The organism is Wenyingzhuangia sp., assembly GCF_039768515.1.
Taxonomy (GTDB): Bacteria; Bacteroidota; Bacteroidia; order Flavobacteriales; family Flavobacteriaceae; genus Wenyingzhuangia.
The window spans coordinates 1-26,228 of sequence record NZ_JBDNAI010000021.1 but is presented as its reverse complement, the minus strand read 5'-3'; the positions used below and the strand labels follow the sequence as shown (position 1 = coordinate 26,228).

Here is a 26,228-nt window from a genome sequence, read left to right as displayed (position 1 = left end):
TATCTTATTCAAAAAAAATTGTAGTCCGTAGGGGAATCGAACCCCTGTTACATGGATGAAAACCATGCGTCCTAACCCCTAGACGAACGGACCATTGCTGTAAATCTAAAAGCTTTCACTTTTTACTTTAGCGGTTGCAAATATACATACGTTTTGTAATACCGCAAAGTTTTTTAAAACTTTTTTATACTTTTTTAATTAATACGCTTTTGCAAACAAAACCCTCTTATTAGATGGTTTTCCTGTAAAAACACAGACCCCTTCTTCTTCTTTAAAATCTAAGGGAATACATCGTATTGTTGCCTTTGTAATCTCCTTAATTTTATCTTCTGTAGCCGCTGTACCATCCCAGTGAGCCGCAACAAAACCTCCTTTGTTTTGGATGGCATCTTTGAACTCTTCAAAACAATCCACTGAGGTAATATGTTGGTCTCTGTAATCTAAAGCTTTTTGCCATAAATTATCTTGGATTTCTTTCAACAACCTCTCTACAACCTCAACAGCCTCAGATTGCGAATAGCTCTGTTTTTCTAGGGTGTCTCTCCTCGCTATTTCTAAAGTTCCATTTTCAAGGTCCCTTGCTCCAATTGCAATTCTCACAGGAACACCTTTCAACTCATATTCTGCAAACTTCCAACCAGGCTTATGAGTATCTCTACTGTCAAACTTTACAGAAATACCTTTTGACTTTAATTCGTTTGATATTATATCTACTTTTTCTGTGATGGCCTGTAACTGCTCATCAGTCTTATATATAGGTACGATCGCAACTTGAATTGGCGCTAATTTTGGAGGCAGCACCAATCCTAAATCATCAGAATGCGTCATGATCAAACCACCCATCAGGCGAGTGGACACTCCCCAAGAGGAAGACCAAACATGCTCTTGCTTACCTGCTTTGGAAGTATATTTTACATCAAAAGCTTTTGCAAAATTCTGCCCTAAAAAGTGAGAAGTACCCGCTTGCAAAGCTTTACCATCTTGCATTAAAGCCTCAATGGTAAACGTTTCATCTGCTCCCGCAAATCTCTCACTTTCTGATTTCACACCCTTCACTACTGGCATAGCCATAAAGTTTTCAGCAAAATCAGCATAAACCTGCTGTATTAGTTTCGTTTCTTCTAAAGCCTCCTCCTTGCTCGCATGTGCGGTGTGCCCTTCTTGCCATAAAAACTCTGCTGTTCTTAAAAACAACCTAGTTCTCATTTCCCAGCGCACCACATTGGCCCATTGATTTATTTTGATTGGTAAATCTCTGTAAGATTGAATCCAACCTTTATACGTATTCCAAATAATAGCCTCACTCGTTGGTCTAACCACTAATTCTTCCTCTAATTTAGCCTTTGGATCGACAATTAATTTTCCAGGGTTTTCTGGATCTGTCTTTAGACGATAATGCGTCACCACTGCACATTCTTTTGCAAAACCCTCTGCATTTTTTTCTTCAGCTTCAAACAAACTTTTGGGAACAAACAATGGGAAATAGGCGTTTTCATGACCGGTCTCTTTAAACATTCGGTCTAACTCCTTCTGCATATTTTCCCATATGGCATATCCATACGGCTTTATGACCATACATCCTCGAACTGCTGAATTCTCAGCCAAATCAGCTTTGACAACCAATTCATTATACCATCTTGAGTAATCTGTACTCCTACTTGTTAATTTAGATCCCATATCGTTTTCTTTGGCACAAAAATTGTATTTTTATAAAATATTAATACCTACAAGGAGCAAAACTACATTTTTTTGCATTGTTCAACAATAAAATCATGAGTATTATGGATATACATAAAGGTTTACTCTCGAATTGGTCAAAACACCTTTTTTTGATCTTTTTTATTGTGCTAAATTCCTCTTGTATCAACAACAAAAATTTTGTTTACTATGACGGTATTTATGAATCCCCTAGACACATACCCAATACTGTTTTCTCTGATGAAATGAAGCTAGCTAACGACATGGCTAACCTCAATTTTGAAGAAGCCACTATAACAACTAACAAAAATCAATACAGAGAGGACTACAGCACAACAAACACCTATGTTTATTTAAACAACAACATCGATCCTTACTGGAATAGCAGATGGGAATACCGTTTTTGGAGTCTTAACAATGGATGGAATGGTTATGGATGGAACGGTTATGGATGGAATGGTTATGGGTGGAATGGTTATGGATGGAATTCCCCTTACGGTTGGAACAATTTTTACAATCCTTACAGCTATTGGGGCAACTATAATACACGCTACAACAACAGATACAATCATTTTAGATGGCAAAACTCAAACAACAAATTCCTTCGTAACAAAACTAGGGCATACAGAAGCAATAGCAATTCGTACAGAAAGAATAGATATTCATACAACAACGAAGGTAACATTTCGAGCAAATACTACAACAACAACGGTTCAAAATCAAACAATTCATACAGAAGAAGCAAGGCTCGGAGCTCAAATACTGCTAAAAGTAGCTACACTCCAAAAACTACTAGTCGCACCTACAATAGTGGTTCTTCGAGTGGTTCCTCAAGTAGTTCTTCTAAAAGTAGCACAAATAAGTCATCATCCAACAGTTCCTCCTACAGAAGCAATAGCAATAGCTACAGAAGGCGTTAACCCCCAGTATTATGAGAAAACATTTTTATATCATCCTTCTATCAATTATTGGTTTTCATGCTCATGCACAAACCTACAACTATACAGATTTAGGAATTCTTTTTTCATCTAACAACAACACAGGAACGGCTAGATTTACAGGTCTAAATGGTGCTATGGGTGCTGTAGGAGGAGACCTAAGTAGTCTCAACATTAACCCCGCAGGTATTGCCATTTATCATCATAGTGAAATAAGTTTGACTTACGGATCGATCAATCACAGCAACGAAACAAATTATTACGAATCTACTCAGAGTAATCAGTCAACCACCTTTAATCGAAATCAAGTAGGAGCCGTCATTGTTTTTGATGACCCTCTGATTGCGAACAATTGGTCAAAGGTTAGTTTTGCAATCAACCACCAAAGAACTGCTAATTTTCATACAAGAAACTCTTTTTTTGGCAACAGTAGGTTCCCAAGTTTTATCTCACACCCTAACGATCCCGACCCTGAAAACACGTATGAAAATGCCATTAGCCAAAGTTTCTATAATTATATTGATGGAAAATCCTCTAAATTAAATCTAGCTCTTGCTGGGCAATACGGAAAGAATTTTTATGCGGGATTCAGCTTAAATATTCATCATCTTGATTTTTCTCAATCTACAACATTGAACGAATTAAGCACCGATGAAGATGACAATATTTTGGACGCATTGACTACTGAAAATTTGAATGAGACTGCAGATGGCTTCTCAATTAACGTAGGATTCATATACAAACCAATACGAGCTGTTAGACTAGGATTATCTTTTGAATCTCCCATCTGGTATGAGTTATCAGAAGAAGCAAACACTAGAGAATTAATAGCCAGTATTCCAGCTGAGAATATCGAAGCGGCAGACCCCTATACAAATAATTCTAATTTAGATTATCTACTGAGGACACCTAGCAAACTTAGCCTAAGTGGTGCTTTAGTTATTGGTAAAATTGGATTCATCAACTTAGACTATACCTACAAGGCGTACAACACACTCTCCACGGATCCTCCTCAACATCTTTCCAACCTAGACCCTATAAACAACCAAGAAATAATCAATGGATTCAAAGAGAACAATCAATACTTTTCCGACGTGTTACAAAATACTCACAACATCAATATAGGAGGAGAATTTCGTGTTAAAAATACGAGCCTAAGGTTTGGAGTTGGTCACGAACAAAGCCCCTTCAGGAAGTCATTAAACGCAAGAGATTTTGATATCTTAAGTATTGGAGACCAACTCACTAGTTCCTTAGGTGCTGGTTTTAGATTTGGAGCTTCTAGATTAGATCTAGCGTACAGAAAAGTATTGCAAAACAACAAATATGACTTCAATGATTTAAATCAGCAATATGAAAGAATCAATGCTGGTTCAGTCAACAACAAAAACTCAAGAATAATCGCTACTTATACTTGTTCTTTTTAAAACAAATCTCACCAAAAACGGTGATCAACCCCTGAAATTTTAGGGACAATTAAATATAAATAAACTACTTTTGTCACAAATAATTTTGAGCAATGAACACACATAAAATCACTATTGAAGGAACTAACAATCCATCCATTGTAAAGTTTGTAAGCAATGCACAAGTCACCAAAGGCGGAAGCTATCAATTTAACAATATAGATGAAGCAGGAGAGTCCCCTATATCCCAACAACTTTTCAAACTCCCTTTTGTTAGTAAAGTATTCATCAGTGCTAATTTTATTGCGATAGAGAAATACGATATTGTGGAATGGAGTGATATCCAAAACGACATTAGAGAACTGATAGAAATCTACCTAAACGAGGGAAACACCATCGTAACTGACAAAGCAGAAACAAGAAAAGTCGCGATAGAAATTTACGCAGAAAGCACCCCAAACCCGATGGTGATGAAATTTGGTTGTAACAAAATGCTAACCCCAGACGACCATGAATACAAATCAATAGAGGATGCAAACAACTCGCCATTGGCTCAAACACTATTTGACTTTCCTTTTGTAAAAGAAGTATACATTTCAGAGAACTATGTTTCTATAACCAAAAAAGATAATATCGAATGGGGTGAAATCAATATACAACTAAGATCTTTCCTAAAAGAATACATACAATCTAACAAGATAATAATTGACACCAGTATTGAAAAACCAAAAATAGAAATTCCAACTACCCCTATCCAAGAGCTTGAAGGGGTTCCATTGGAAATTGCAAATATCCTAGAAGAATACGTGAAACCTGCTGTCGCAAATGATGGCGGTAATATTATTTTTCAATCCTATGATATAGAAACTCAAGATGTTTATGTCATCTTACAGGGAGCTTGTAGTGGATGTCCTTCTTCTACCATAACATTAAAAAACGGTATTGAAACCATGCTAAAGGAGATGCTGCCAAACAAAGTAAACAATGTAATTGCCGTAAACGGATAAACTTAGTAGCTATGTCAAAAATAATAAAACCCTACAAAGATTCTGAAGCCACTAAGAAAACACAAGTCGCAGATATGTTTAACAACATCTCAAAAAACTACGATGGCCTAAACAGAATCATGACTTTTGGAATTGATATCAAATGGAGAAAAAAAGTAGTTGCTATCATAAAGGCTAGCCAACCGAAAAACATCCTTGACATTGCAACTGGAACAGGAGATTTAGCCATCATGGAAAGTCAAGAAATCCCAAGCGCTAATATCATTGGCCTTGATATTTCTTCTGGAATGCTCGAAGTTGGAAAGAAAAAAATCAAAGACCTAAGCCTCGATAGAAACATTGAGATGGTCTTAGGAGACTCAGAAAACATCCCCTACGAAGACAATTTTTTTGACGCCATCACGGTATCTTATGGAGTCCGTAATTTTGAAGACTTGAATAAAGGACTTCAAGAAATTAATAGAGTTTTAAAACCCGGTGGAACTTTTGTTGTTTTGGAAACTTCTATCCCTACAAAATTTCCTTTCAAACAAGGTTACCAACTTCATAGCAAAATACTTTTACCACTAATTGGTAAATTATTTTCCAAGGATCAAACAGCATACTCCTACTTGTCTGAGTCAGCAAATTCATTCCCGTATGGAGAAAAATTCAATGCTATCTTGAGAGAAAATGGATTTAAAAACATTGTAGACACCCCAGTGACCCTTGGTGTTTCTACTATCTACACAGCCATGAAGTAGCATGAGAAAATTAGCAGCACTTCTCTTTATCTTTGTTTGTGCCGTTAGTCATGGACAAATGGAAAAAATTAGGCAATTGGAAACCTTTGACCAAAAACCAATCCGCTATGGTTTTTATTTGGGCCTTCACAACAGGGGTTATGCAATTAAAACTAATAATGCTGAACTAAGTAGCGGTGCAGGATTCCATATTGGAGTTTTAGCAGACGTAAAACTCAACAAGTTTATAAGTCTCTTAACAGAACCCGGAATCATCAGTAGCACCAACACTCTGACTTTTGACAACAAAAAAACTCAAATACCTGCAACCTATTTTCATTTTCCTCTCTTTTTTAAATTTCAAACCAAAAGGCTTAACAATGTAAAAGGCTTTTTCATCACGGGAGCCTCATATAATTATAATTTCACAGCGAACAAAAATAATAATGATAATGGTGCAAATCCTAGAGATTTTTCTTTGAGAAAAAATATAATTCTTGGAGAAATTGGGTTTGGAGCTAGTTTTTTCTTCCCTTTCTTTAAGTTTTCCCCCTCTATAAGAGGGGTTTACGGTTTCCAAAACGAATTCAATGGCCTGGGAACCATCGCTAAAAGTAGTGTTAGTGAGTTAAAAACCCGTGGAATTTTTCTTAATTTGACTTTCCAATAGAACGCCTAAACTCATGTAGTAAGATAGCTGTTGCTGTTGCAACATTTAAACTTTCGGTACACTGAAACTCCCCAAATCTTGGAATGGTCAATTTTTTCTTAACCATTTCCTTGATGTCACTGGAGACTCCATTGGCCTCATTCCCCATGATGACAACTCCATTTTCTGGTAGGGTTGCATGATATACATTCTCTCCTTCCATATCCGCTAAATAAACAGGGCGATCGTTTTGTGTCAAATAAGTAAGTAAATCAACATATTTCACCTCTACTCTTGTCAGAGAGCCCATTGTAGATTGAACTACTTTAGCATTGTAACAATCCACAGTATCCTTACTACAAATGAGTTCCTTGACTCCAAACCAATCACACAACCTAATAATCGTTCCTAAATTGCCTGGATCATTTATTTGATCTAAGACAACCGTAAGGCCTTTATCTTCTGGCGGATATTGGTTTGGGATTTTAAAAAGACCTAAAATTTTATTTGGTGTTTTCAAACTACTGATCCTACTTAACTCTTTATGCGATAAAATTTGATGAGAATACTGTTCATAATCAACCCTGATATCATCCGTTAAGTACAAACAATGCAACTCACACTTTGAATCCAAAAATTCATTGACAACCTTTATCCCTTCTGCAACAAAAAAACCTTCTTTAACGCGATGCTTTTTTTGTTGTAAACTTGTTATCCATTTAATTTGATTCTTAGATATAGGCATGAAAATAAATTTTGAATCAAATTTAAACTAAAAATCAATAAGCATTACTTCTTAAAGTATTTAATGCTTATTTTTGAAGTATCAATTTTATAATTTTTTGAAAGCAAAGCATTTAAATATTCTATTCTACACGCTACTCGGTTTCCTTTTTACCGATTGTAATATTACTAAGCACCTAAAAAAAGACGAGGTATTACTTTCAAAAAACACCATCAAAATAGAAGGAAAAACAACTTCAGACCACACAATTACTGATTATCTAATTCAAAGACCAAACAGCAAAACCCTTAATCTCCCAGTTGGGCTATTTTTCTACAATATTGGAAACATTGATTATGACTCCATTCACAAGCAAAAAATCTTAAAATTTCAAAAAAGGAACAACCTTCTTGACCGTATACTTTCAAAAAAACAGACCCTTAAGATCATTAACAAAAACAAAAGTCTTAATGACTGGTTCCTAACTAATGGTGAAGCTCCTGAAATTTTAGATGCAAATAAAACAGTCTCTACAGCAGAAAATTTAAGAACTCATTTTTTTCGTCGCGGATATTTTGACGCAACAGTCGAAACAAGAACGACAAGAAATACTAAAAAAGCCGAAGTGCTTTACAATGTAACTAAGGAAAAACCATATTTTATTGGTGATATCAAATACTTTATCGCTTCAGAAGCAGTAGATTCAATCGTACAACTCAATACACATTTTATTTCTCTAAAAAAAGGGGATCAATACAATCATGAAAAATTTAAAGAGACCATCATAAACCTAACAAAAACCCTAAGAAACAATGGGTTTTACCACTTCACAGAAAACCTGATTAGTTTCAAAAATATCGATACACTGGCTAAAAACCATATCACTCCAGTTGAGATTCATATCGATCATAAAAAAATCAATAACGGAGGTAATATAGAAGAAATCCCATCTAAGATACAGGTCATAAAAGAAATCGAGGTTCTTACCGATTATAACTATGAAAAAAGAGACAAAAGCTATGATGTGAAAAGGGATTTCAATGGTGTGAATTTTTATGCCCGTCAAAAAATCAAACACAAAATAAAAACGCTAGCAAACTCTATTTTCATCAAACCAAACCAAACCTACAGTGATGATGCAATAGAGGCTACTAGAAAACACTTGAAATCTTTAAACAACTTTAAAGCGGTTAAAATAAACCAAGTAGAATTGCCTAATAACAAATTAGCGACCACCATAACTTTAACTCCTTTAAAAAAATATGGAGTGGGTGTAAACACTGAGATCATTCATTCTAACATCAAACAAGTAGGTCTGTCTGGAGGTTTTAATTTTATCAATCGAAATCTTTTTAAAGGAGCTGAAATTTTTCAACTGGCATTACAAGGAAGTATTTTTGACACAGCAACAAAAGTTAGCGGTACTGATAGCAATAAATTTGATGCTTATGAAATAGGTATAGATGCTTCTTTAGAATTTCCTAAATTTATCTTTCCTCTTATCAGCAAACTTGTCCCCAGAACCATGACACCAAAAACTAAGATCACCATCGGGACTAGTTTCCAAAAAAACATTGGATTAGACAAACAAAATATTACAGGAATTATTGATTACAATTGGAAATCCTCTTCAAAAAACAAACACATCATAGAACTTGCAAATATTCAATACATAAAAAACTTAAATATTGACTCCTATTTCAATATTTACTCCTCAGAATACAACAAAATCAAAAAAATCCAACAAGAATACTTTACAGGATACAACTTAACAACACTTAACGCAAATCGATTTATTTCAACTGTAAACTCTGACTTCAGGGCAAGTAACCCTGAAGAATACAACACGTTAAAAAACATCAACGAGCGTAGAAGTATAATAACAACTAATAATATTATTCCTGCCGCTTCTTATTCATTTGAACACAACAGCAAAAAAGGGCTATCCGACACTCGATACAACTACTTTAAAGCTAAAATAACCTCTGTTGGGAATGTCAATTCATTTATCTTTAAAAGCGAGGAGGGACAAAAAACATATAAAAACGTACCCGTTTCACAGTTTTTAAAATTGGATATTGATTTCAGAAAATTTTGGAATAACTCTACCCATAACTCATTTGCCTTTAGAACTTTTGTTGGTATCGCTATGCCCACAAAAGAAAACACAGACATTCCATTTATTAGTAGTTATTTCGCCGGAGGATCAAACGATATAAGGGCTTGGAAAACATATGAACTTGGACCAGGAAGTTCAGCCTCTGGTTTGGAATTTAATATTGGTAACTTCAAAATACTGTCCAGTCTAGAATATCGTTTTAAAATCTTAAACAGCATCCATGGAGCAGTTTTTGCAGACGCTGGAAACATCTGGAATCTAAAAAATGCTACTTTAACCGCTACTGAAAAGGAATTGTTCTCTAGCCTAAAATCCTTAGAAAATATAGCTCTAGGAACTGGAGTGGGGGTACGATACGATTTCAACTTTTTAGTACTACGACTGGACTTAGCTTTTAAAACCTACGAACCTTATTTGACTGATAATAAATGGTTCAAGAACTACACATTAAATGATTCCGTACTAAATATTGGAATAAACTACCCGTTTTGATACGATATCGTTTTCGTATCCATCACTGTTTTTAAGTGCCGGCTTGACCTAAATCATCTACTTTTGTAAGTATCAATTCAACAATAAAAACCAAACCATGAGTTACAATATCAAACCAGGAGTTGCTACAGGAGATGCAGTCCAAGAAATTTTTAAACTTGCAAAAGAAAAACAATTTGCATTGCCTGCTGTAAATGTTACCGGAAGCAATACGATTAACACTGTTCTAGAAACTGCAAAAGAACTAAACTCACCTGTTATCATTCAATTTTCTAATGGAGGAGCTGTTTTCAACGCAGGAAAAGGACTATCCAACGATAACCAAGCCGCTGCCATTGCTGGTGCTGTTGCTGGTGCTAAACATGTGCACGAGTTATCCATAGCGTACGGAGTCCCTGTTATTTTACACACCGACCATGCAGCTAAAAAATTACTACCTTGGATAGACGGACTATTAGAAGCCTCCGAAAAGCACTTCGCTGAGACGGGATCCCCACTCTTCTCCTCTCATATGATAGACTTATCTGAAGAGCCTCTAGAAGAAAATATTGCCATTTGTAAAAAATATTTAGCCCGAATGGACAAGATGGGAATGACGCTAGAAATAGAATTAGGAATTACAGGTGGTGAAGAAGATGGTGTTGATAATTCTGATGTTGATGAATCAAAGTTATACACACAACCCGAAGAAGTTAACTACTCATACGAGCAATTATCTGAGGTCTCTTCAAGATTTACTATTGCTGCAGCTTTTGGAAACGTTCATGGAGTATACAAACCAGGAAACGTAAAATTAACACCAAAAATCTTAGACAACTCACAAAAATTCATAGAAGAAAAGCATGAACTGCCTCATAACCCAATTGATTTTGTATTTCATGGAGGATCTGGTTCTTCAGTAGAAGAAATTAGAGAAGCTATTGGTTATGGAGCGATTAAAATGAATATTGATACCGATTTACAATATGCTTTTATGGAAGGAATTAGAGACTACATGGAATCAAATACCGATTTTCTAGCCTCCCAAATTGGTAATCCTTCTGGTGCAGATGCACCAAATAAGAAATACTATGATCCAAGAGTTTGGTTACGCAAAGGTGAAGAAACTTTAAAAACACGTTTGAAACAAGCTTTTGCAGACTTAAACAACGTAAACACTTTGTAAGCAAAGAGATTATAAAGGTCATTCCAAATGAAATAGAGAAACTGATTTTATACAGTTTCTCTATTTTTTTTAGTAAATTGCCTCCTTATTTAAATGAATAATTATGACAGCTTGGTTTAAAAGAAGTGATAAAGGAATTCAAACCCCTACAGAAGAAAAGAAAGATGTACCAAAAGGATTATGGTACAAAACCCCGAGTGGAAAAATCATCGACACGGACGAACTAAAAAGAAACTTATATGTAAGTCCAGAAGACGGATACCATGTGAGAATAGGAAGTAATGAATACTTTGAAATTTTATTTGACAACAACAAATACAATGAACTTAACGAGAATCTAAGTTCTGTAGACTCTTTAAATTTTGAGGATACAAAACCTTATCCAAATAGAATTAAAGAGGCACAAGCCAAAACTAAACTAAACGACGCAGTCAGAACTGCAGTGGGTAACTCTTATGGAACCCCAATTGTAATTGCAGCCATGGACTTTGCTTTTATTGGTGGATCAATGGGCTCTGTAGTTGGAGAAAAAATAGCAAGAGCTATAGACTATGCGAGAGAAAAAAAGATTCCCTTCTTAATGATTTCTAAATCTGGAGGAGCTCGTATGCAAGAAGCTCCATTATCCTTAATGCAGCTTGTAAAAACCTCTGCTAAATTGACGCAATTGGCTGAGGCAAAAATCCCATATATTTCTCTATGTACTGATCCTACAACAGGAGGAACAACCGCATCTTATGCTATGTTAGGTGATATTAATATTGCAGAACCAAATGCTTTGGTTGCTTTCGCAGGACCTCGTGTTGTAAAAGACACTACTGGACAAGATTTACCCGAAGGCTTCCAACGTTCAGAGTTTTTGTTAGAACATGGTTTTCTAGACGGTATTTATGAACGTAAAAACTTGAAGAAGCAGATTAATCTTTACTTAGATTTAATTTTGAATAATAAAATAAGATCTGAAGTAAGTATTTAATCCTCTAAATAAAAATCAATAAGCCCCCAATCTACTACTATGATTGAGGGCTTTTATTTGAAGTAACTCTACCAACAAAAAAGCCTCCAATTTCATGGAGGCTTTTTTGTTTCATCTCTCAATGAGATTATCTATTTTCTATAGAAACGTATGGTCTTAAGGTTTCACCTACGTACAATTGACGAGGACGACCTATTGGCTCTTTATTTTCTCTCATCTCTTTCCATTGTGCGATCCATCCTGGCAAACGACCCATTGCAAATAACACGGTAAACATCTCGACAGGAATTCCTAATGCTCTGTAAATAATTCCTGAGTAAAAATCTACATTAGGATATAAATTCCTAGACTTAAAGTACTCATCATTTAAGGCAGCGTCTGACAATCCTCTTGCAATATCTAAAACAGGATCTTTAATATCTAAATCTTTTAAAATTTCTTCTGCAGCAACCTTTATGATTTTTGCACGTGGATCAAAATTCTTATACACTCTATGCCCAAATCCCATCAAACGAAATGGATCACTTTTATCCTTTGCTTTTGCTAAGTATTTTTCGTAACCACCACCATCTTCTTTGATCGCTTCTAGCATTTCAATAACAGCCTGATTGGCTCCTCCATGTAAAGGTCCCCACAAAGCTGAAATACCAGCAGAAATAGAAGCAAATAAACCTGCATGAGACGACCCAACAACTCTAACCGTTGACGTTGAACAGTTTTGCTCGTGATCAGCATGTAGAATCAATAATTTATCTAAGGCATCGATGATAATCTTATTCGCTTTAAACTCTTGGTTTGGTTTTTTGAACATCATCTTCGCAAAATTCTCTTCGTACCCTAAATCAATATCTCCATAATCTAAGGGCTCACCTTTCATTTTACGCATACACCATGATACTAAGACAGGAAATTTACCCATCAAAAGCACAATAGCATGATAGATATCGTCTTGTGAGGAAACATCTACTGAATTTGGATTGAAAGCTGTTAGAGCACTTGTCAATGATGACAACACACCCATCGGATGTGCATTCTTAGGAAACGCATTTAAAATCTTACGAACGTCTTCATCAACCATTGAATTGTCTTTGATGTCTTGATCAAATTTTTTCAACTGGTCAGCACTAGGCAATTCACCAAAAATCAACAAGTAAGAAACCTCCAAGAAAGAAGCTTTTTCAGCCAAATCTTCTATCGCATATCCCCTATATCTTAGAATCCCTTTTTCACCATCTAAAAAAGTAATAGCACTTTTGCATGAACCTGTATTTTTGAATCCAGGATCAATTGTTGTTACACCTCCTGTTGCAGATCTGAGCTGTTTAATATCTATAACTACTTCATTTTCTGAACCACGCTCGGTTGGAAATTCATATTTTTTTCCTTCTACTTCTAGTATTGCTGTGTTTGACATATAATTTTTAGGATTTCTTTTGGTATTATAATTGTTGGGAAACAAATTTACAAATAAATCTCTTTTTTAGTTTATGTTTTTTAGTATTTTTCGCTTTTTCTTGAAAACGATTTCAATGCCCCATTATAAAAGCAAACAAAACCCTAAAAAAAAACAACTTAACATCATTAAAAAAAATAAATAAACCACTGACATATAGGTGTTTGTTTTTTTATATTAAATCTGAGCAACGTAACTTTTTTAGTATTTTTTTGGTATCCTAAATATCTATACTAATTTTGTATGTCAATAGAAAAAACTCAAAGTAAAGTTTTAAAGAGAATGGCATTAAATAAACACAGTAAAAGATTAACACAAGACCCTTCACAACCCGCATCACAAGCAATGCTGTACGCAGTTGGTCTAACAGATGACGACATGAACAAGCCTCAAATCGGTATTGCAAGTACTGGCTATGATGGTAATCCATGTAACATGCATCTTAACAACTTAGCCAAAGAAATCAAAACTCATACAAACACCAACGATCAAGTAGGTCTTACCTTCAATACCATTGGTGTTAGTGATGGAATTTCAATGGGGACTTCTGGGATGAATTATTCATTGGCTTCAAGAGACATCATCGCAGATTCAATGGAAACTGTGGTCAATGCACAAAGCTATGACGGATTGATCGGTGTGGTAGGTTGTGACAAAAACATGCCAGGTGCCATCATCGCTATGCTACGTCTCAACCGCCCTTCTATTATGGTCTATGGCGGAAGTATTGCTTCAGGAAAATACAAAGGACGAAAACTCAATATTGTTTCTGCTTTCGAAGCTTTGGGTCAAAAAGTGGCAGGTGAAATTGATGAAAAAGAATACAGAGAAATCATAAAGTCTGCTATCCCTGGAGCTGGAGCTTGTGGAGGTATGTATACAGCAAACACAATGGCATCCTCTATAGAGTGTATGGGAATGGCATTGCCTTACAACTCTTCAATTCCTGCTGAAAACCCTAATAAACTATCAGAAGCTGAGCGTACTGCAAAAGCAATGAAAAATTTATTGGAACTAGATTTGAAGCCTAAAGATATTGTGACAAAAAAATCAATAGAAAATGCAATAGCGATCGTGAATGCCTTAGGAGGGTCCACAAACGCAGTACTTCATTATCTGGCTATTGCTTATGCGGCAGATATTGAATTTACGTTAGAGGACTTCCAAAGAGTCTCTGACAGAACGCCTTTAATTGCAGATCTAAAACCTTCTGGTAAATATCTGATGGAAGATGTTCATGGTATTGGAGGAACTCCAACCATCATGAAGTATCTATTAGAGAAAGGATACCTACACGGTGATTGTATGACCGTTACAGGAAAAACTTTAGCGGAAAACTTAGCAGATGTTAAAGCTATGGAATTTGAAGAGCAAGATGTAATTCAGCCTGAAAACAAAGCTTTAAAATCATCAGGAAACCTACAGATACTATATGGAAACCTTGCTGAAAAAGGTGCAGTAGCTAAAATTTCTGGAAACGAAGGATTAAAATTTGAGGGTAAAGCTGTCGTCTACGATGGTGAACAAGCTGCCAACACTGGAATATCTAATGGAGAAGTGAACAGAGGAGATGTGGTGGTAATTCGCTATGTTGGCCCCAAAGGTGGGCCTGGAATGCCAGAAATGCTAAAGCCAACATCTCTCATTATGGGGGCTGGTTTAGGAAAATCAGTGGCCTTAATTACTGATGGACGTTTTTCTGGTGGAACACATGGTTTTGTAGTAGGACACATAACACCTGAAGCACAAGAGGGTGGTCTTATTGGGTTGGTAGAAACTGGAGACACCATCACAATAAGTGCAGTGGACAACTCTATCACTCTGATGGTACCTAAAAAAGAAATAGAGGAGCGTAAGGCAAAATGGATACAACCTCCTTTGAAACACAACAAAGGAATTTTATTTAAATATGCTAAATCAGTTGCCTCTGCTTCTGAGGGATGTGTAACAGATAAATATTAATTAGTTTAAAATTATTTGGTCATTAGCCATAGCTAAAGACAAATGATAAAAGCCAAAAGCAAGCGAAGAAAATGAGCTTAAAAACAGAAAGAATTATTGGAGCAGAAGCAGTTGTAAAATCTCTAATCGAAGAAGGTGTTGACGTTGCTTATGGATATCCTGGTGGTGCAATTATGCCTATCTACGATGAACTGTACAAATATCAAGATCAGCTTCAACATGTACTGACTAGACATGAACAGGGGGCTGCTCATGCAGCTCAAGGCTTTGCAAGAACCTCAGGAAAAGTTGGTGTTGCCCTGGCAACTTCAGGTCCGGGAGCAACAAATTTAATCACTGGAATTGCAGATGCTCAAATAGACTCAACTCCAATGGTGTGCATTACCGGTCAAGTAGCTTCACACTTATTAGGAACTGATGCTTTTCAAGAAACCGACGTAATCAGCATTTCATCTCCTATTACCAAATGGAATGTACAAGTTACAAGGTCTGAGGACATTCCAAAGGCGATTGCTAAAGCATTTTACATTGCAAAATCTGGTAGACCAGGTCCTGTACTGATTGACATCACAAAAGATGCGCAACAAGGAGAACTAGACTATCGTTATGAAAAATGTACACATGTCAGAAGTTACAAGCCTGTTCCTGAAACAAATTTAGAAAAAATCAAACAAGCTGCAGAGGTGATCAATAACGCTAAAAAACCAATGATTATTTTTGGACAAGGTGTTATTCTTGGAGAAGCCGAAACCGAATTGAAAGATTTTGTAGAAAAATCAGGAATTCCAGCAGCATGGACAGTTCTTGGTTTGTCTGCACTGCCCACCAGCCACCCTCTTAATGTAGGTATGGTAGGAATGCATGGAAACTACGGTCCAAATAAGTTGACTAACGAATGTGATGTTTTAATTGCTATTGGTATGCGTTTTGACGATCGTGTTACTGGCGACTTAAACAAATACGCTAAACAAGCTAAAGTAATTCATTATGAAATTGATCCTGCTGAAGTTGACAAGAACGTAAAAACAGAAGTGGCAGTTCTTGGAAACTCGAAAGACACATTAGCTAAATCTTTAGAATTCATAGCGAAAAATGACCACACATCTTGGGTTAACGAATTTAGAGATTTTGACAAAATTGAATATGAAAAAGTAATCAACGGCCAATTAAATCCTACAAAAGAAGGGTTAACAATGGGAGAAGTTTTGCAAGGTATCAATAAGGCAACCAACGACAATGCTGTAATCGTATCTGATGTTGGACAACACCAAATGATGGCGGTTAGATATGCTAAATTTAGCAACACCAGAAGTAACGTAACCTCGGGTGGTTTAGGAACTATGGGATTTGCTTTACCAGCTGCAATTGGAGCAAAAATGGGAACCCCAAAAAGAGATGTAGTAGCAGTAATTGGTGACGGAGGATATCAAATGACTTGTCAAGAACTAGGTACGATTTTACAAACAGGTACCGCTGTTAAAATTGTAGTGCTAAACAATGAATTCTTGGGAATGGTTCGCCAATGGCAACAATTATTCTTCGAAAAACGATATGCGTCCACTGAAATGACTAATCCTGACTTTATCAAATTAGCAGAAGCCTATAGCATTCCTGCAAAAAAAGTGAGCAAACGAGAAAACCTTCAGAGTGCTATTGATGAAATGATAGCTTCGGACACTTCTTACTTCCTTGAAGTAATGGTAGAAAAAGAAGATAACGTATTCCCAATGGTACCCACAGGTGCAAGTGTATCTGAAGTAAGACTAAGCTAGAAAAATAAAACATGGAAAAAAAATCATACACTATATCCGTTTATTCTGAGAACAATTTAGGACTGCTAAACAGAATATCGACAATTTTTGTAAAAAGACATATCAACATAGAAAGCTTGACTGTTTCAGCCTCGGAAATTGAAAATGTTTCTAGATTTATTTTAGTTGTTCAGATGACTGAAGATGCCGTGAAAAAAATTATCGGACAATTAGAAAAACAAGTAGAAGTCATACAAGCCTACTATCATACTGAGGACGAAATTATCTTTACTGAGACAGCGATGTTCAAGTTCAAATCTGAGCTGCTATTCGAAAACCCAAATATTCAAAACATCATCAAAGAACACAACATGAATATAGTGACGGTGAACCGAACCTTCTTTGTGTTAGAAAAAGCGGGACGAAGACATGAAATTGATCTTATTTACAATGCACTAAAGCCATTTGGAATTTCGCAGTTTGTTCGCTCTGGTAGAGTAGCCATTTCAAAAGAAGCGATGAATATCCGTAAAATATTAGGAGAAATCGTTTGATGAACTTTTAAGGACAATAAAATAAAAAAGAGGTTGGATACTTAAATATCCAACCTCTTTTTTACTCCATTAAAATCTTTTACCAACTGAAATAGAAAACTTCAATAAAGAATCTTGACCTACTTCATTTGGATCAATGAAATAACGACCAAACCCTAATAAGTATTCTGCCGTAAACCCTTTCCTACTGATCCACTTTTTTCCAACAGCTGCTCCTAATGTAAAAACCATAGCGTAGCTGTTTTCATAACTGTTGTAGTTACTATAATCATCTCGAACATCAAGACTTGTAAGATAGCTAAACCCCTCTACGAAAAAACCTTTAGAACCATAATCCTTTCTGTTTAAAAAATATAATCTATAATAAGGCCCTACAGAGAAGTTATAATCATTATCATAACTACCTAGAGTGGTAAACAGATTGACTCCGACACTATTGCCTATGTTTAATATTTTTTCATAGGAAACACTAATTGCAGGTACGACTAAAGCTGAAAAAAAATCAATACTAATTTCATGCTTTCCATATGCCTTCGCATTTTCAAAAGAACTATTTTTAACAATCTCAACTTTGACAGGAGAAAGCTCAGGATCTTTTTCTTGAGCAAAAAACACGAAAGAAGAAGTTCCAAGTATGATAAAAAATAAAAATTTCTTCATAACAAGTAGTTTTAATCTTTAGTTTCCATACAAGATAAGAAAAATTAACAGAAGTGAAGTAATATTTATCCATTTATAGTAAAATACTAAAAAATGATTTTATATTTTTGTCCACTGAAATAAATTTAAGAGAATAAAAGAGAGATTTGTTTGGGTTTGTTTTTTTTCAATGACAAATGATTCCCCTCTTTAAATATTAATAAACAAACAAAGTAAAATGGCAAATTATTTTAACACACTTTCTTTAAGAGAACAATTGGAACAATTAGGACAGTGTGAATTTATGGACAGAAGTGAATTCGACAACGGTGTTGAAGCTTTGAAAGGTAAGAAAATTGTAATCATTGGATGTGGTGCTCAAGGACTCAACCAAGGATTAAACATGCGTGATTCTGGATTAGATGTTTCTTACACTTTAAGAGCTGCTGCGATCCAAGAAAAAAGACAATCTTTTTTAAACGCTAGTGAAAATAATTTTGCCGTAGGAACCTATGAAGAGATGATTCCTAGTGCTGATTTACTGATCAACCTAACTCCAGACAAACAACATACTGCTGTGGTAACAGCTGTAATGCCATTGATGAAAAAAGGGTCTACCCTATCTTACTCGCATGGTTTTAATATTGTAGAGGAAGGTATGGAAGTTCGTAAGGACATCACTGTAATCATGGTAGCCCCTAAATCTCCTGGTTCTGAAGTTCGTGAAGAATTCAAAAGAGGATTTGGAGTTCCTACTTTGATTGCTGTTCATCCAGAAAACGATCCAGAAGGAAAAGGATGGGATTATGCTAAAGCCTACGCTGTAGGAACAGGAGGACATACTGCAGGTGTGCTAAAATCTTCTTTCGTTGCTGAAGTTAAGTCTGACTTAATGGGAGAACAAACCATCTTGTGTGGATTGTTACAAACAGGTTCTATTTTATGTTTTGACAAAATGGTAGCAGAAGGTATTGATGCAGGATATGCTTCAAAATTAATTCAATATGGATGGGAAACCATTACTGAAGGTTTAAAATACGGAGGTATTACCAATATGATGGATAGATTATCTAACCCGGCTAAAATTGAAGCTTTCAAAGTTTCTGAGGAATTAAAAGATATCATGAGACCTTTGTTTCAAAAACATATGGATGATATCATCTCTGGTGAATTTTCTTCTACCATGATGGCTGACTGGGCTAACGATGATGTCAACTTATTAACCTGGAGAGCTGCTACAGGAGAAACGAACTTTGAGAAGACGCCAGCTAGTGATGTAGAAATATCAGAACAAGAATACTACGACAATGGAACCTTAATGGTTGCTATGGTAAAAGCAGGTGTTGAACTCGCTTTTGATGCTATGGTAGACTCTGGAATTGTTGAAGAATCTGCTTATTACGAATCTTTACACGAAACACCATTAATTGCAAATACGATTGCTCGTAAGAAATTATTTGAAATGAACCGTGTAATTTCTGACACAGCTGAGTACGGGTGTTATTTGTTTGATCACGCTTGTAAACCTTTAATTGCGGAATATGTAAACAATGCACCTATCAACTTAATAGGAAAACCGTTTTCTTCAGGAAGCAATGGCGTTGACAATGCTGAATTGATAGCAGTAAACAAAGCCATTCGTGAACACGAAGTAGAATTTATTGGTGAAGAACTACGTGAATCTATGACAGCGATGAAAAAAATTGTTTCATAGTCAATAAAATCACATACATAAAAAAGCCGTTGCATATGCAACGGCTTTTTTATGTACTCATTTTAAAATTTTAGATTAAGGATATAATCTGAGACGACTCCGTCACTATACCTGTAAAGCTAAAATGCTTTCATGTCGAAAAAGCTTAGCCTTAGCTAAAATCCCCAATGACTTCCAACTCTGTTTGAAAAGAAACCACCAGGCCATTCTCGAACTTAGATTGCATGATGGCATTCATTCTTGACGCATCTTCAACATAGAACGCTTTAAAAGTTTCTTTATCTTTTATAGAATATTGTACTGAGAATGTTTTTCCACCCATCTCCTCTTGAATCATGACACGTGTAATTTTTGCACTAGCGAACTTTTTGGTCGCTAACATTTGGGGAATATAGTCCTCCTTCATCCATACCAACCAGTTTTGATAAATAGCATCCGCAACATTGGTCGTTACATTGTATATATACATATCTTAAATTTTGGTCAAAAATACAGGTTTATTTAAAACTTTGGAGCTCTCTTTTCTAAAAATGCGGAGACCCCTTCTTTAAACTCTTCAGTGCCAAAACAAGAACCAAACAACTCAATTTCTTTTGACAAGCCTACATTTTCGTAAATATGATTAATCGCCTGTATGCTTTTTTTCTGGGCAATTGGTGCATTTTTTATGATTTTATTTGCTATTTGAATTGCTTTACTTAGCAATTCTTCCTGAGGAACTACATGATTTACAAGCCCTACAACTAATGCTTCTTGTGCTGAAATGACATCGCCGGTCAAAATCAATTCCATCGCTTTTCCTTTACCTACTAACTGTGCTAATCTTTGGGTGCCACCGTACCCCGGAATCAAACCTAGACTTGTTTCAGGCTGTCCCATCTTAGCCTTTTCTGAGGCAATTCTTATATGAGCAGCTAGTGCCAATTCTAGACCTCCTCCAATAGCATAACCATTAATCGCCGCAATAATAGGCTTACTATAATTAGCCATTTTGTCGAACAATAGTTTATGCCCCATCCGAGACATTTCTCTCCCCTCACTTACGCTATAATTTGACAACTCCTTAATATCTGCTCCAGCAACAAAGGATTTATCCCCAGCTCCAGTAATAATCAAGACGCGAATAGTATCGTCTAACAGAGATGATGACAACACTTTATGAAGTTCAATTATGGTCTGCTTATTGATCGCGTTTAAAACATCCTCTCGCCGAATAGTGACATGCATAATAGGCCCTTCTTGTTTTAACTGAATATTTTCCATCTCTTCTTAAATTTATTTTTGACAGGAACGAAACCTAACAAAAAACAACCTCAAATTTAGGCTGTTTTTTATACTATCTTAAATATTTCTGATACCTACGGGGAATCTTTTCTATGGACTTGATCTTTATTTGCTTGTAAAAAACCTCAGCTCCCTCACTCTGAATTTGTATTCGCCCTCTATGCAAAGGCATCATCTTCCCGTTTTTTTTCTCTCTTGAATGGTATAAAGTCATCACCACTTTACCATTAACGATATGGATACTGGTTCCGTTGTAAGTAATCAACTCTACAGTATTCCACTTTCCGTTCTGCTTTTCATGATCGACAGCCTTCTTGGTATTTCCTGTATGAAAATTACCCTCTTTATCATAAACCATTATTTTTCTTTTACCCACAGTACCTTGAGATTTTGCTGGCACATCAGAAACAGCAGTTCCCAAAGCGTAAAAATCACCGATATCACCTTCTTGTATCTGTAACTCTTGAGCATTCATCCATACATTCCAAAAAGCGCTATATGGCCCTTTACAATGATACAACAAGCCACTATCTCTAGGCGCATCTAGCCTGGGCTCCCATTTTTTTTGACCCCACTTCATTTTAAGTTTTAAATGATAGTTTCCAAATTCTTGCTTTGTTGTTAAGGCTCCATAAATTTCTCCAGATACATGAACAATATTTTCTCCTCTACCACCTTTTATAAAATCAAATACATTTTTTGGATCTTGATTTAACCCCAAAGGATGCCCCTTCTTTCCATCACTACAAACATCAACATTAGATAAATTTTTAACAGATCCGTGAGGTACTCCTAAAAACACATCCCAGTTTGTAAAAGGATCATCATCCAACAACGGCTTCCATTTGCTAGTTAAAGTTTTCACGTTTACTTTACCCGAAGCCCATTCAATTCCAGCCTCAATTTGATTCAACAATCGATCATCTGAATAAGACGCTATCGTATGACCAAGCCCCGTATAAAAAACCCTTGCGCCATCATAGTGATGATACCATGTTATGGGATGTTCTCCCCCCATTCGTTTGCCAGAATAAGTGCTTTCGTCTAGCGTAGCGAGAACGTTAACATGCTGTGCAACGGGATTTTTAAAGTTATACCACTCATCAAAAAATACTTCTTCATCGTTTAAATGAGATACCGCTGGATGGCCATGCTTCTTGTTGATCCGTAAAGTTGCAGTTTGTCTTTTTGGATGACTTGCAAAAGTAGCTCCCAGTAAATTCACATACCACTCCCAGTCTTTTTCTGTATCAGTCGCTGCGTGGGTTCCAATGAATCCTTTCCCATTGGTCAAAAAAGATTGCATTGCATTTTGTTGAGATTCATTCAAGATATCACCAGAAGTATTTAAAAAAAACAAAACATCAAAACCAGATAAATCTTTGGGATTAAGTAGCTCTGCATCTTCTGAAAACACAACATCCCACTCTTTTTTATTCGCTATTCTTTCTATGGCACGTTTCCCTGCCTCTATTGATTCATGTCTGTGTCCTTCAGTTTTACTAAACACAAGAATTGAAGTTTTCTGAGCATTTAGAACTTGCACCATCAATACAAAGATGAGTATTACCTTTTTATACATCTATATAAAATTTTGATTCGTAGTGATAACGAAGATATAAATTTAACTTAGTTTAGAAAACAAACCATACAGGTATTACTTAGGAAAAACAACCCTAAACATCGTTCCTAAACCAATTACAGAAGTAAATGAAATCTCGCCTCCATAGGCCTCTACAATATTTTTAACCATCGGAAGCCCTAAGCCCATTCCGCTTGTCTTTGTGGTAAATTTTGGCTCAAAAATATGTTCTTTATCAGCATCTGATATTCCCTTCCCATTGTCTTTTACGGTAAGGATTACTCCAGTTTTATTTACTTCTAACCCTACTTCAATTTTTGGCTCTTGTTCGTTTTCTGTTGCTTGAGAAGCATTTTTAACCAAATTGTTTAGAACTCTTGTCACTTGATTTTTGTCAAGGTTTAAGTATATTTCTTCTCGCTCTGATTTGAAATTTATGGAGTTCTCATAAAACATATCAATAGCCGATTTTATGATTCTAACCAGATCTATTCTTTCTACATTTTTTTGAGGCATGAGTGCAAAATCTGAAAATGAAGTAGCTATTGAGGACATGACATCAATTTGCTGGGTTAACATTTGTGAGTAATCCTTGACTTTCTCAACAATTCCCTCCTCATCAGGATCAAAAGTTCTTTCAAAACTTTGTACAGTTAACTTCATAGGAGTCAATGGGTTTTTTATTTCATGTGCAACTTGTTTTGCCATCTCTCTCCAAGCTTGTTCCCTTTCACTTTTAGCCAATTTTTCAGCGCTTTCCTCTAGTTCATCAATCATTTGATTGTAAGCTTCAACAATAGCCGATATCTCTGGGGTTGCATCTTTTATATCAATTCTCTGATTGTTCTGCAATAATTTAGTTTCTTGAATTTTCTCAGAAATTGATTTTAACGATCGAGTAATATAACTCGACAAAAAATAGGCAAAGACAACCGCTAAACAAAACATGGCTATGTAGACAACAAAGAGTCTATTTAAAAATGATGACAATTCTTCTTCCTCTTGACTATTGTCCTGGATGTATTCCACCTTTAAAATTCCTACCTTATTAAAATTCTGATCTTTGATATAGGCATAAGAAAATTGAGAGATCTTTCCGCTTTCTAAAGATTTAGACTCTTTGGACTCTTCGTTGTTTTTTAATTCTTGCAATATCTTACTTGATATTTTTTCTTTAAAGATTTCAAATTTTCTTTTGTACCCATTGGACTGCAGTGGACCATATAGGCTGTAATAAATTCTAAATTGTTTGTCAAACGAATTGATTTGTATGCTACCATTCAAGTCGTAGATACTCATTTTCATTTTATGCACAGAGGCTATTTCTTCTATACGCCTATTGAATATTGGTCCAAGGAATATTTGTTCAGCAGGGTAAAAAGAGTTGTTCTCTAGTTCGTAATTAACATCTCTTTGAACTGCTTTTTCTTTTCTTTCAAAACGAGAAGCATAGTATTCTTTCGTTTGCTTTTTGTATTGATTTACAGTGACAACAGCAATTAAAACTGAGGCCAGCACCACCAACAGAAGCATTGCAAAAAAAATTCTAATTCTAAGAGAAACTTTATTCATATTGATAATTTGACAGTTAAAACCTTAACAAAAGTCAAGCCAATGTAAGCAATAAGCCCATGAGAAACAAAATGGACGACACCTCTGTATCGTCCATTTTAAAAAATTTCTACCTAAACTATCCTACAATATTGATAATTTTACCAGGCACAATAATGATTTTCTTGGGTATTCTTCCTTGCAATTGAGCTACTGTTTTGTCATGTGCCATCACAATAGTTTCTATTTCTTGCTTTGACAAATCTAAAGGCAATTCTAGCTTAAATCGCATCTTACCATTGAAAGAAACAGGATACTCTTTGTTACTCTCAATAAGGTGAATTGGATCAAACGTTGGGAATTTTGAAAAAGAAATAGATGCTACATTTCCTAATCTAGACCATAGTTCCTCAGCAATATGTGGTGCATATGGAGAAATCAAAACCAAAAGAGGCTCTAAAACTTCCTTCTTATCACACTTGAGATTACCCAACTCATTTACGGCAATCATAAAAGTACTTACGGAAGTGTTAAAAGAGAAACTTTCTATATCTTCCTCAACCTTTTTAATGGTTTTATGCAATATTTTCAACTCCTCCTTTGTAGCTATTCCTTCTATTCCTTTAAAGTCATTTGCATTTGCATACAGCCTCCATAATTTCTTCAGAAAAGAATGTGATCCAGAAATTCCAGCGGTATTCCATGGTTTTGATTGCTCTAAAGGACCTAAAAACATTTCAAACAAACGCAAGCTATCCGCACCAAACTCCTCACAAATAGCATCTGGATTTACTACATTGTACTTAGATTTTGACATTTTTTCTACTTCACGACCAACGATATACTTTCCTTCTTCTAAAATAAATTCCGCATTTTTATACTCTAATCTCCACGCTTTAAAAGCCTCAGTATCTAACTCATTTTGAGCATTGACAAAGGAAACATCTACATGAATCGGTTGTACTTTGTGATCTCCTATTTTAGCTTTCGAAACATAGGTTTGCGTATTTTCGATACGGTATGCAAAAGCTGAGGTTCCCGTAATCATCCCTTGATTGATTAATTTCTTTGCAAATTCATCTACAGGAACAAAATCTAAATCAAACAAGAATTTTTGCCAAAAGCGAGCATACAACAAATGTCCCGTTGCATGTTCAGAACCTCCTAAATACAAATCGACTTCTTTCCAATAATCTAAAGCCTCTTTACTTGCAAATTCATTTGGGTTTTTAGCATCCATGTATCGGTTAAAATACCATGAAGAACCGGCCCAACCTGGCATGGTATTCAATTCTAATGGAAACACAGTCTCACCATCTATATATTCGTTGCTTACAACCTTATTCTCAAGGACACTCCATGCCCATACTTTGGCATTTCCAAGTGGCGGTTGACCATCCTCAGTAGGCAAATATTTTTCTACTTCTGGTAACAAGATTGGCAAATATTGGTGATCAATCATTTTGGGCATTCCCGCTACATAATAAACTGGAAAAGGCTCTCCCCAATAGCGCTGACGACTAAAAACTGCATCCCGAAGACGATAGTTTATTTTTCCTTGACCAAATCCTTTTTTTTCCATTTCATAAATAGCCAACTTAGCAGCTTTGTTGACATTTAAACCTGACAGGAAATCTGAATGGACAATTTTAGCGGTTTTATCCTCATATGCCTTTTCTGAAATATCAATACCCTCGAAAATGTTTTTGATTTCAATATTAAAATGGCTAGCAAAATTGTAGTCTCGTTGGTCTCCACAAGGAACTGCCATCACGGCACCTGTACCATAACTCGCTAATACATAATCTCCAACCCAAATAGGTATATTCTCTCCTGTAAAAG

General features: G+C 35.7%; 21 protein-coding genes and 1 tRNA gene. 12 read left to right on the top strand and 10 right to left on the bottom strand.

Annotated features, from left to right (window positions below; genetic code table 11):
• Nucleotides 1-21 precede the first annotated feature (21 nt).
• Together ABF281_RS01705 and proS are read right to left on the bottom strand one after the other, a co-directional pair.
• A tRNA-Glu gene (locus tag ABF281_RS01705) sits at nt 22-93 on the bottom strand.
• A gap of 105 nt (nt 94-198) precedes the next feature.
• On the bottom strand, nt 199-1,677 hold the full coding sequence (gene proS / locus ABF281_RS01700) for a proline--tRNA ligase (RefSeq protein ID WP_347179972.1): 1,479 nt from the start codon (nt 1,675-1,677) through the stop codon (nt 199-201).
• Between the two features lie 104 nt (nt 1,678-1,781).
• Here proS and ABF281_RS01695 point away from each other — a divergent pair, with 104 nt between their 5' ends.
• The 5 genes from ABF281_RS01695 to ABF281_RS01675 all read left to right on the top strand — a co-directional run bounded on the left by ABF281_RS01695 (nt 1,782) and on the right by ABF281_RS01675 (nt 6,441).
• Nucleotides 1,782-2,618, top strand: a complete 837-nt coding sequence (locus ABF281_RS01695) for a hypothetical protein (RefSeq protein WP_347179971.1) — start codon at nt 1,782-1,784, stop codon at nt 2,616-2,618.
• 11 nt (nt 2,619-2,629) lie between these two features.
• On the top strand, nt 2,630-4,063 hold the full coding sequence (locus ABF281_RS01690) for an outer membrane protein transport protein (RefSeq protein WP_347179970.1): 1,434 nt from the start codon (nt 2,630-2,632) through the stop codon (nt 4,061-4,063).
• Nucleotides 4,064-4,155: 92 nt separating this feature from the next.
• Nucleotides 4,156-5,049, top strand: coding sequence for a NifU family protein (locus tag ABF281_RS01685; protein ID WP_347179969.1), 894 nt, complete (start codon nt 4,156-4,158; stop codon nt 5,047-5,049).
• Nucleotides 5,050-5,060: 11 nt separating this feature from the next.
• Nucleotides 5,061-5,792, top strand: coding sequence for a bifunctional demethylmenaquinone methyltransferase/2-methoxy-6-polyprenyl-1,4-benzoquinol methylase UbiE (gene ubiE, locus ABF281_RS01680; RefSeq protein WP_347179968.1), 732 nt, complete (start codon nt 5,061-5,063; stop codon nt 5,790-5,792).
• 1 nt (nt 5,793) lies between these two features.
• Nucleotides 5,794-6,441 (top strand): porin family protein, encoded by a 648-nt coding sequence (locus tag ABF281_RS01675; RefSeq protein WP_347179967.1) that lies wholly within the window; start codon nt 5,794-5,796, stop codon nt 6,439-6,441.
• Here the strand turns inward: ABF281_RS01675 and ABF281_RS01670 are convergent.
• Nucleotides 6,422-7,165 carry an RNA methyltransferase gene (locus ABF281_RS01670; RefSeq protein ID WP_347179966.1) on the bottom strand — a complete coding sequence of 248 codons (744 nt, stop codon included), beginning with the start codon at nt 7,163-7,165 and terminating at the stop codon, nt 6,422-6,424. The genes ABF281_RS01675 and ABF281_RS01670 overlap by 20 nt on opposite strands.
• Before the next feature lie 73 nt (nt 7,166-7,238).
• On the opposite strand from ABF281_RS01670, the gene ABF281_RS01665 reads away from it, so the two are divergent.
• The 3 genes from ABF281_RS01665 to accD all read left to right on the top strand — a co-directional run bounded on the left by ABF281_RS01665 (nt 7,239) and on the right by accD (nt 11,896).
• On the top strand, nt 7,239-9,755 hold the full coding sequence (locus ABF281_RS01665) for a BamA/TamA family outer membrane protein (RefSeq protein WP_347179965.1): 2,517 nt from the start codon (nt 7,239-7,241) through the stop codon (nt 9,753-9,755).
• A gap of 97 nt (nt 9,756-9,852) precedes the next feature.
• Complete coding sequence (gene fbaA / locus ABF281_RS01660; RefSeq protein WP_347179964.1) at nt 9,853-10,920, top strand: class II fructose-bisphosphate aldolase; 1,068 nt, start codon at nt 9,853-9,855, stop codon at nt 10,918-10,920.
• Nucleotides 10,921-11,023: 103 nt separating this feature from the next.
• Nucleotides 11,024-11,896: an acetyl-CoA carboxylase, carboxyltransferase subunit beta gene (gene accD / locus ABF281_RS01655; RefSeq protein ID WP_347179963.1), complete on the top strand. Its 873-nt coding sequence runs from the start codon at nt 11,024-11,026 to the stop codon at nt 11,894-11,896.
• 127 nt (nt 11,897-12,023) lie between these two features.
• Here accD and ABF281_RS01650 read toward each other — a convergent pair whose 3' ends face one another.
• Nucleotides 12,024-13,310: a citrate synthase gene (locus tag ABF281_RS01650; RefSeq protein ID WP_347179962.1), complete on the bottom strand. Its 1,287-nt coding sequence runs from the start codon at nt 13,308-13,310 to the stop codon at nt 12,024-12,026.
• 321 nt (nt 13,311-13,631) lie between these two features.
• On the opposite strand from ABF281_RS01650, the gene ilvD reads away from it, so the two are divergent.
• From ilvD to ilvN, 3 genes are all read left to right on the top strand, one after another.
• Complete coding sequence (gene ilvD / locus ABF281_RS01645; RefSeq protein ID WP_347179973.1) at nt 13,632-15,311, top strand: dihydroxy-acid dehydratase; 1,680 nt, start codon at nt 13,632-13,634, stop codon at nt 15,309-15,311.
• Between the two features lie 71 nt (nt 15,312-15,382).
• Nucleotides 15,383-17,083: a biosynthetic-type acetolactate synthase large subunit gene (ilvB, locus tag ABF281_RS01640; RefSeq protein WP_347179961.1), complete on the top strand. Its 1,701-nt coding sequence runs from the start codon at nt 15,383-15,385 to the stop codon at nt 17,081-17,083.
• Nucleotides 17,084-17,094: 11 nt separating this feature from the next.
• Nucleotides 17,095-17,616 (top strand): acetolactate synthase small subunit, encoded by a 522-nt coding sequence (gene ilvN / locus ABF281_RS01635; protein ID WP_347179960.1) that lies wholly within the window; start codon nt 17,095-17,097, stop codon nt 17,614-17,616.
• Between the two features lie 69 nt (nt 17,617-17,685).
• Here the strand turns inward: ilvN and ABF281_RS01630 are convergent, their stop codons facing one another.
• Entirely contained in the window at nt 17,686-18,276 is a 591-nt protein-coding gene (locus tag ABF281_RS01630; RefSeq protein ID WP_347179959.1) for a hypothetical protein, read from the bottom strand.
• 217 nt (nt 18,277-18,493) lie between these two features.
• Between ABF281_RS01630 and ilvC the strand changes: the two genes are divergently transcribed.
• The gene (gene ilvC / locus ABF281_RS01625; RefSeq protein ID WP_347179958.1) at nt 18,494-19,969 is read left to right on the top strand and encodes a ketol-acid reductoisomerase; all 1,476 of its coding nucleotides are present in this window, start codon (nt 18,494-18,496) and stop codon (nt 19,967-19,969) included.
• A 151-nt stretch (nt 19,970-20,120) separates the two neighbouring features.
• Here ilvC and ABF281_RS01620 read toward each other — a convergent pair whose 3' ends face one another.
• From ABF281_RS01620 to ABF281_RS01600, 5 genes are all read right to left on the bottom strand, one after another.
• Entirely contained in the window at nt 20,121-20,438 is a 318-nt protein-coding gene (locus tag ABF281_RS01620; protein ID WP_347179957.1) for a DUF4286 family protein, read from the bottom strand.
• A gap of 32 nt (nt 20,439-20,470) precedes the next feature.
• Nucleotides 20,471-21,232, bottom strand: coding sequence for an enoyl-CoA hydratase-related protein (locus ABF281_RS01615; protein WP_347179956.1), 762 nt, complete (start codon nt 21,230-21,232; stop codon nt 20,471-20,473).
• Between the two features lie 73 nt (nt 21,233-21,305).
• On the bottom strand, nt 21,306-22,835 hold the full coding sequence (locus ABF281_RS01610; protein WP_347179955.1) for a ThuA domain-containing protein: 1,530 nt from the start codon (nt 22,833-22,835) through the stop codon (nt 21,306-21,308).
• A gap of 75 nt (nt 22,836-22,910) precedes the next feature.
• Nucleotides 22,911-24,407, bottom strand: coding sequence for a HAMP domain-containing sensor histidine kinase (locus ABF281_RS01605; RefSeq protein ID WP_347179954.1), 1,497 nt, complete (start codon nt 24,405-24,407; stop codon nt 22,911-22,913).
• Nucleotides 24,408-24,525: 118 nt separating this feature from the next.
• A partial coding sequence (locus ABF281_RS01600) for a class I tRNA ligase family protein (RefSeq protein WP_347179953.1) occupies nt 24,526-26,228 on the bottom strand: 1,703 nt, incomplete at its 5' end.

Coding starts and splice junctions, on each gene's coding strand:
- proS (WP_347179972.1), bottom strand. CDS start 1,677: ATGGGATCTAAATTAACAAGTAGGAGTACAGATTACTCAAGATGGTAT.
- ABF281_RS01695 (WP_347179971.1), top strand. CDS start 1,782: ATGGATATACATAAAGGTTTACTCTCGAATTGGTCAAAACACCTTTTT.
- ABF281_RS01690 (WP_347179970.1), top strand. CDS start 2,630: ATGAGAAAACATTTTTATATCATCCTTCTATCAATTATTGGTTTTCAT.
- ABF281_RS01685 (WP_347179969.1), top strand. CDS start 4,156: ATGAACACACATAAAATCACTATTGAAGGAACTAACAATCCATCCATT.
- ubiE (WP_347179968.1), top strand. CDS start 5,061: ATGTCAAAAATAATAAAACCCTACAAAGATTCTGAAGCCACTAAGAAA.
- ABF281_RS01675 (WP_347179967.1), top strand. CDS start 5,794: ATGAGAAAATTAGCAGCACTTCTCTTTATCTTTGTTTGTGCCGTTAGT.
- ABF281_RS01670 (WP_347179966.1), bottom strand. CDS start 7,165: ATGCCTATATCTAAGAATCAAATTAAATGGATAACAAGTTTACAACAA.
- fbaA (WP_347179964.1), top strand. CDS start 9,853: ATGAGTTACAATATCAAACCAGGAGTTGCTACAGGAGATGCAGTCCAA.
- accD (WP_347179963.1), top strand. CDS start 11,024: ATGACAGCTTGGTTTAAAAGAAGTGATAAAGGAATTCAAACCCCTACA.
- ABF281_RS01650 (WP_347179962.1), bottom strand. CDS start 13,310: ATGTCAAACACAGCAATACTAGAAGTAGAAGGAAAAAAATATGAATTT.
- ilvD (WP_347179973.1), top strand. CDS start 13,632: ATGGCATTAAATAAACACAGTAAAAGATTAACACAAGACCCTTCACAA.
- ilvB (WP_347179961.1), top strand. CDS start 15,383: ATGAGCTTAAAAACAGAAAGAATTATTGGAGCAGAAGCAGTTGTAAAA.
- ilvN (WP_347179960.1), top strand. CDS start 17,095: ATGGAAAAAAAATCATACACTATATCCGTTTATTCTGAGAACAATTTA.
- ABF281_RS01630 (WP_347179959.1), bottom strand. CDS start 18,276: ATGAAGAAATTTTTATTTTTTATCATACTTGGAACTTCTTCTTTCGTG.
- ilvC (WP_347179958.1), top strand. CDS start 18,494: ATGGCAAATTATTTTAACACACTTTCTTTAAGAGAACAATTGGAACAA.
- ABF281_RS01620 (WP_347179957.1), bottom strand. CDS start 20,438: ATGTATATATACAATGTAACGACCAATGTTGCGGATGCTATTTATCAA.
- ABF281_RS01615 (WP_347179956.1), bottom strand. CDS start 21,232: ATGGAAAATATTCAGTTAAAACAAGAAGGGCCTATTATGCATGTCACT.
- ABF281_RS01610 (WP_347179955.1), bottom strand. CDS start 22,835: ATGTATAAAAAGGTAATACTCATCTTTGTATTGATGGTGCAAGTTCTA.
- ABF281_RS01605 (WP_347179954.1), bottom strand. CDS start 24,407: ATGAATAAAGTTTCTCTTAGAATTAGAATTTTTTTTGCAATGCTTCTG.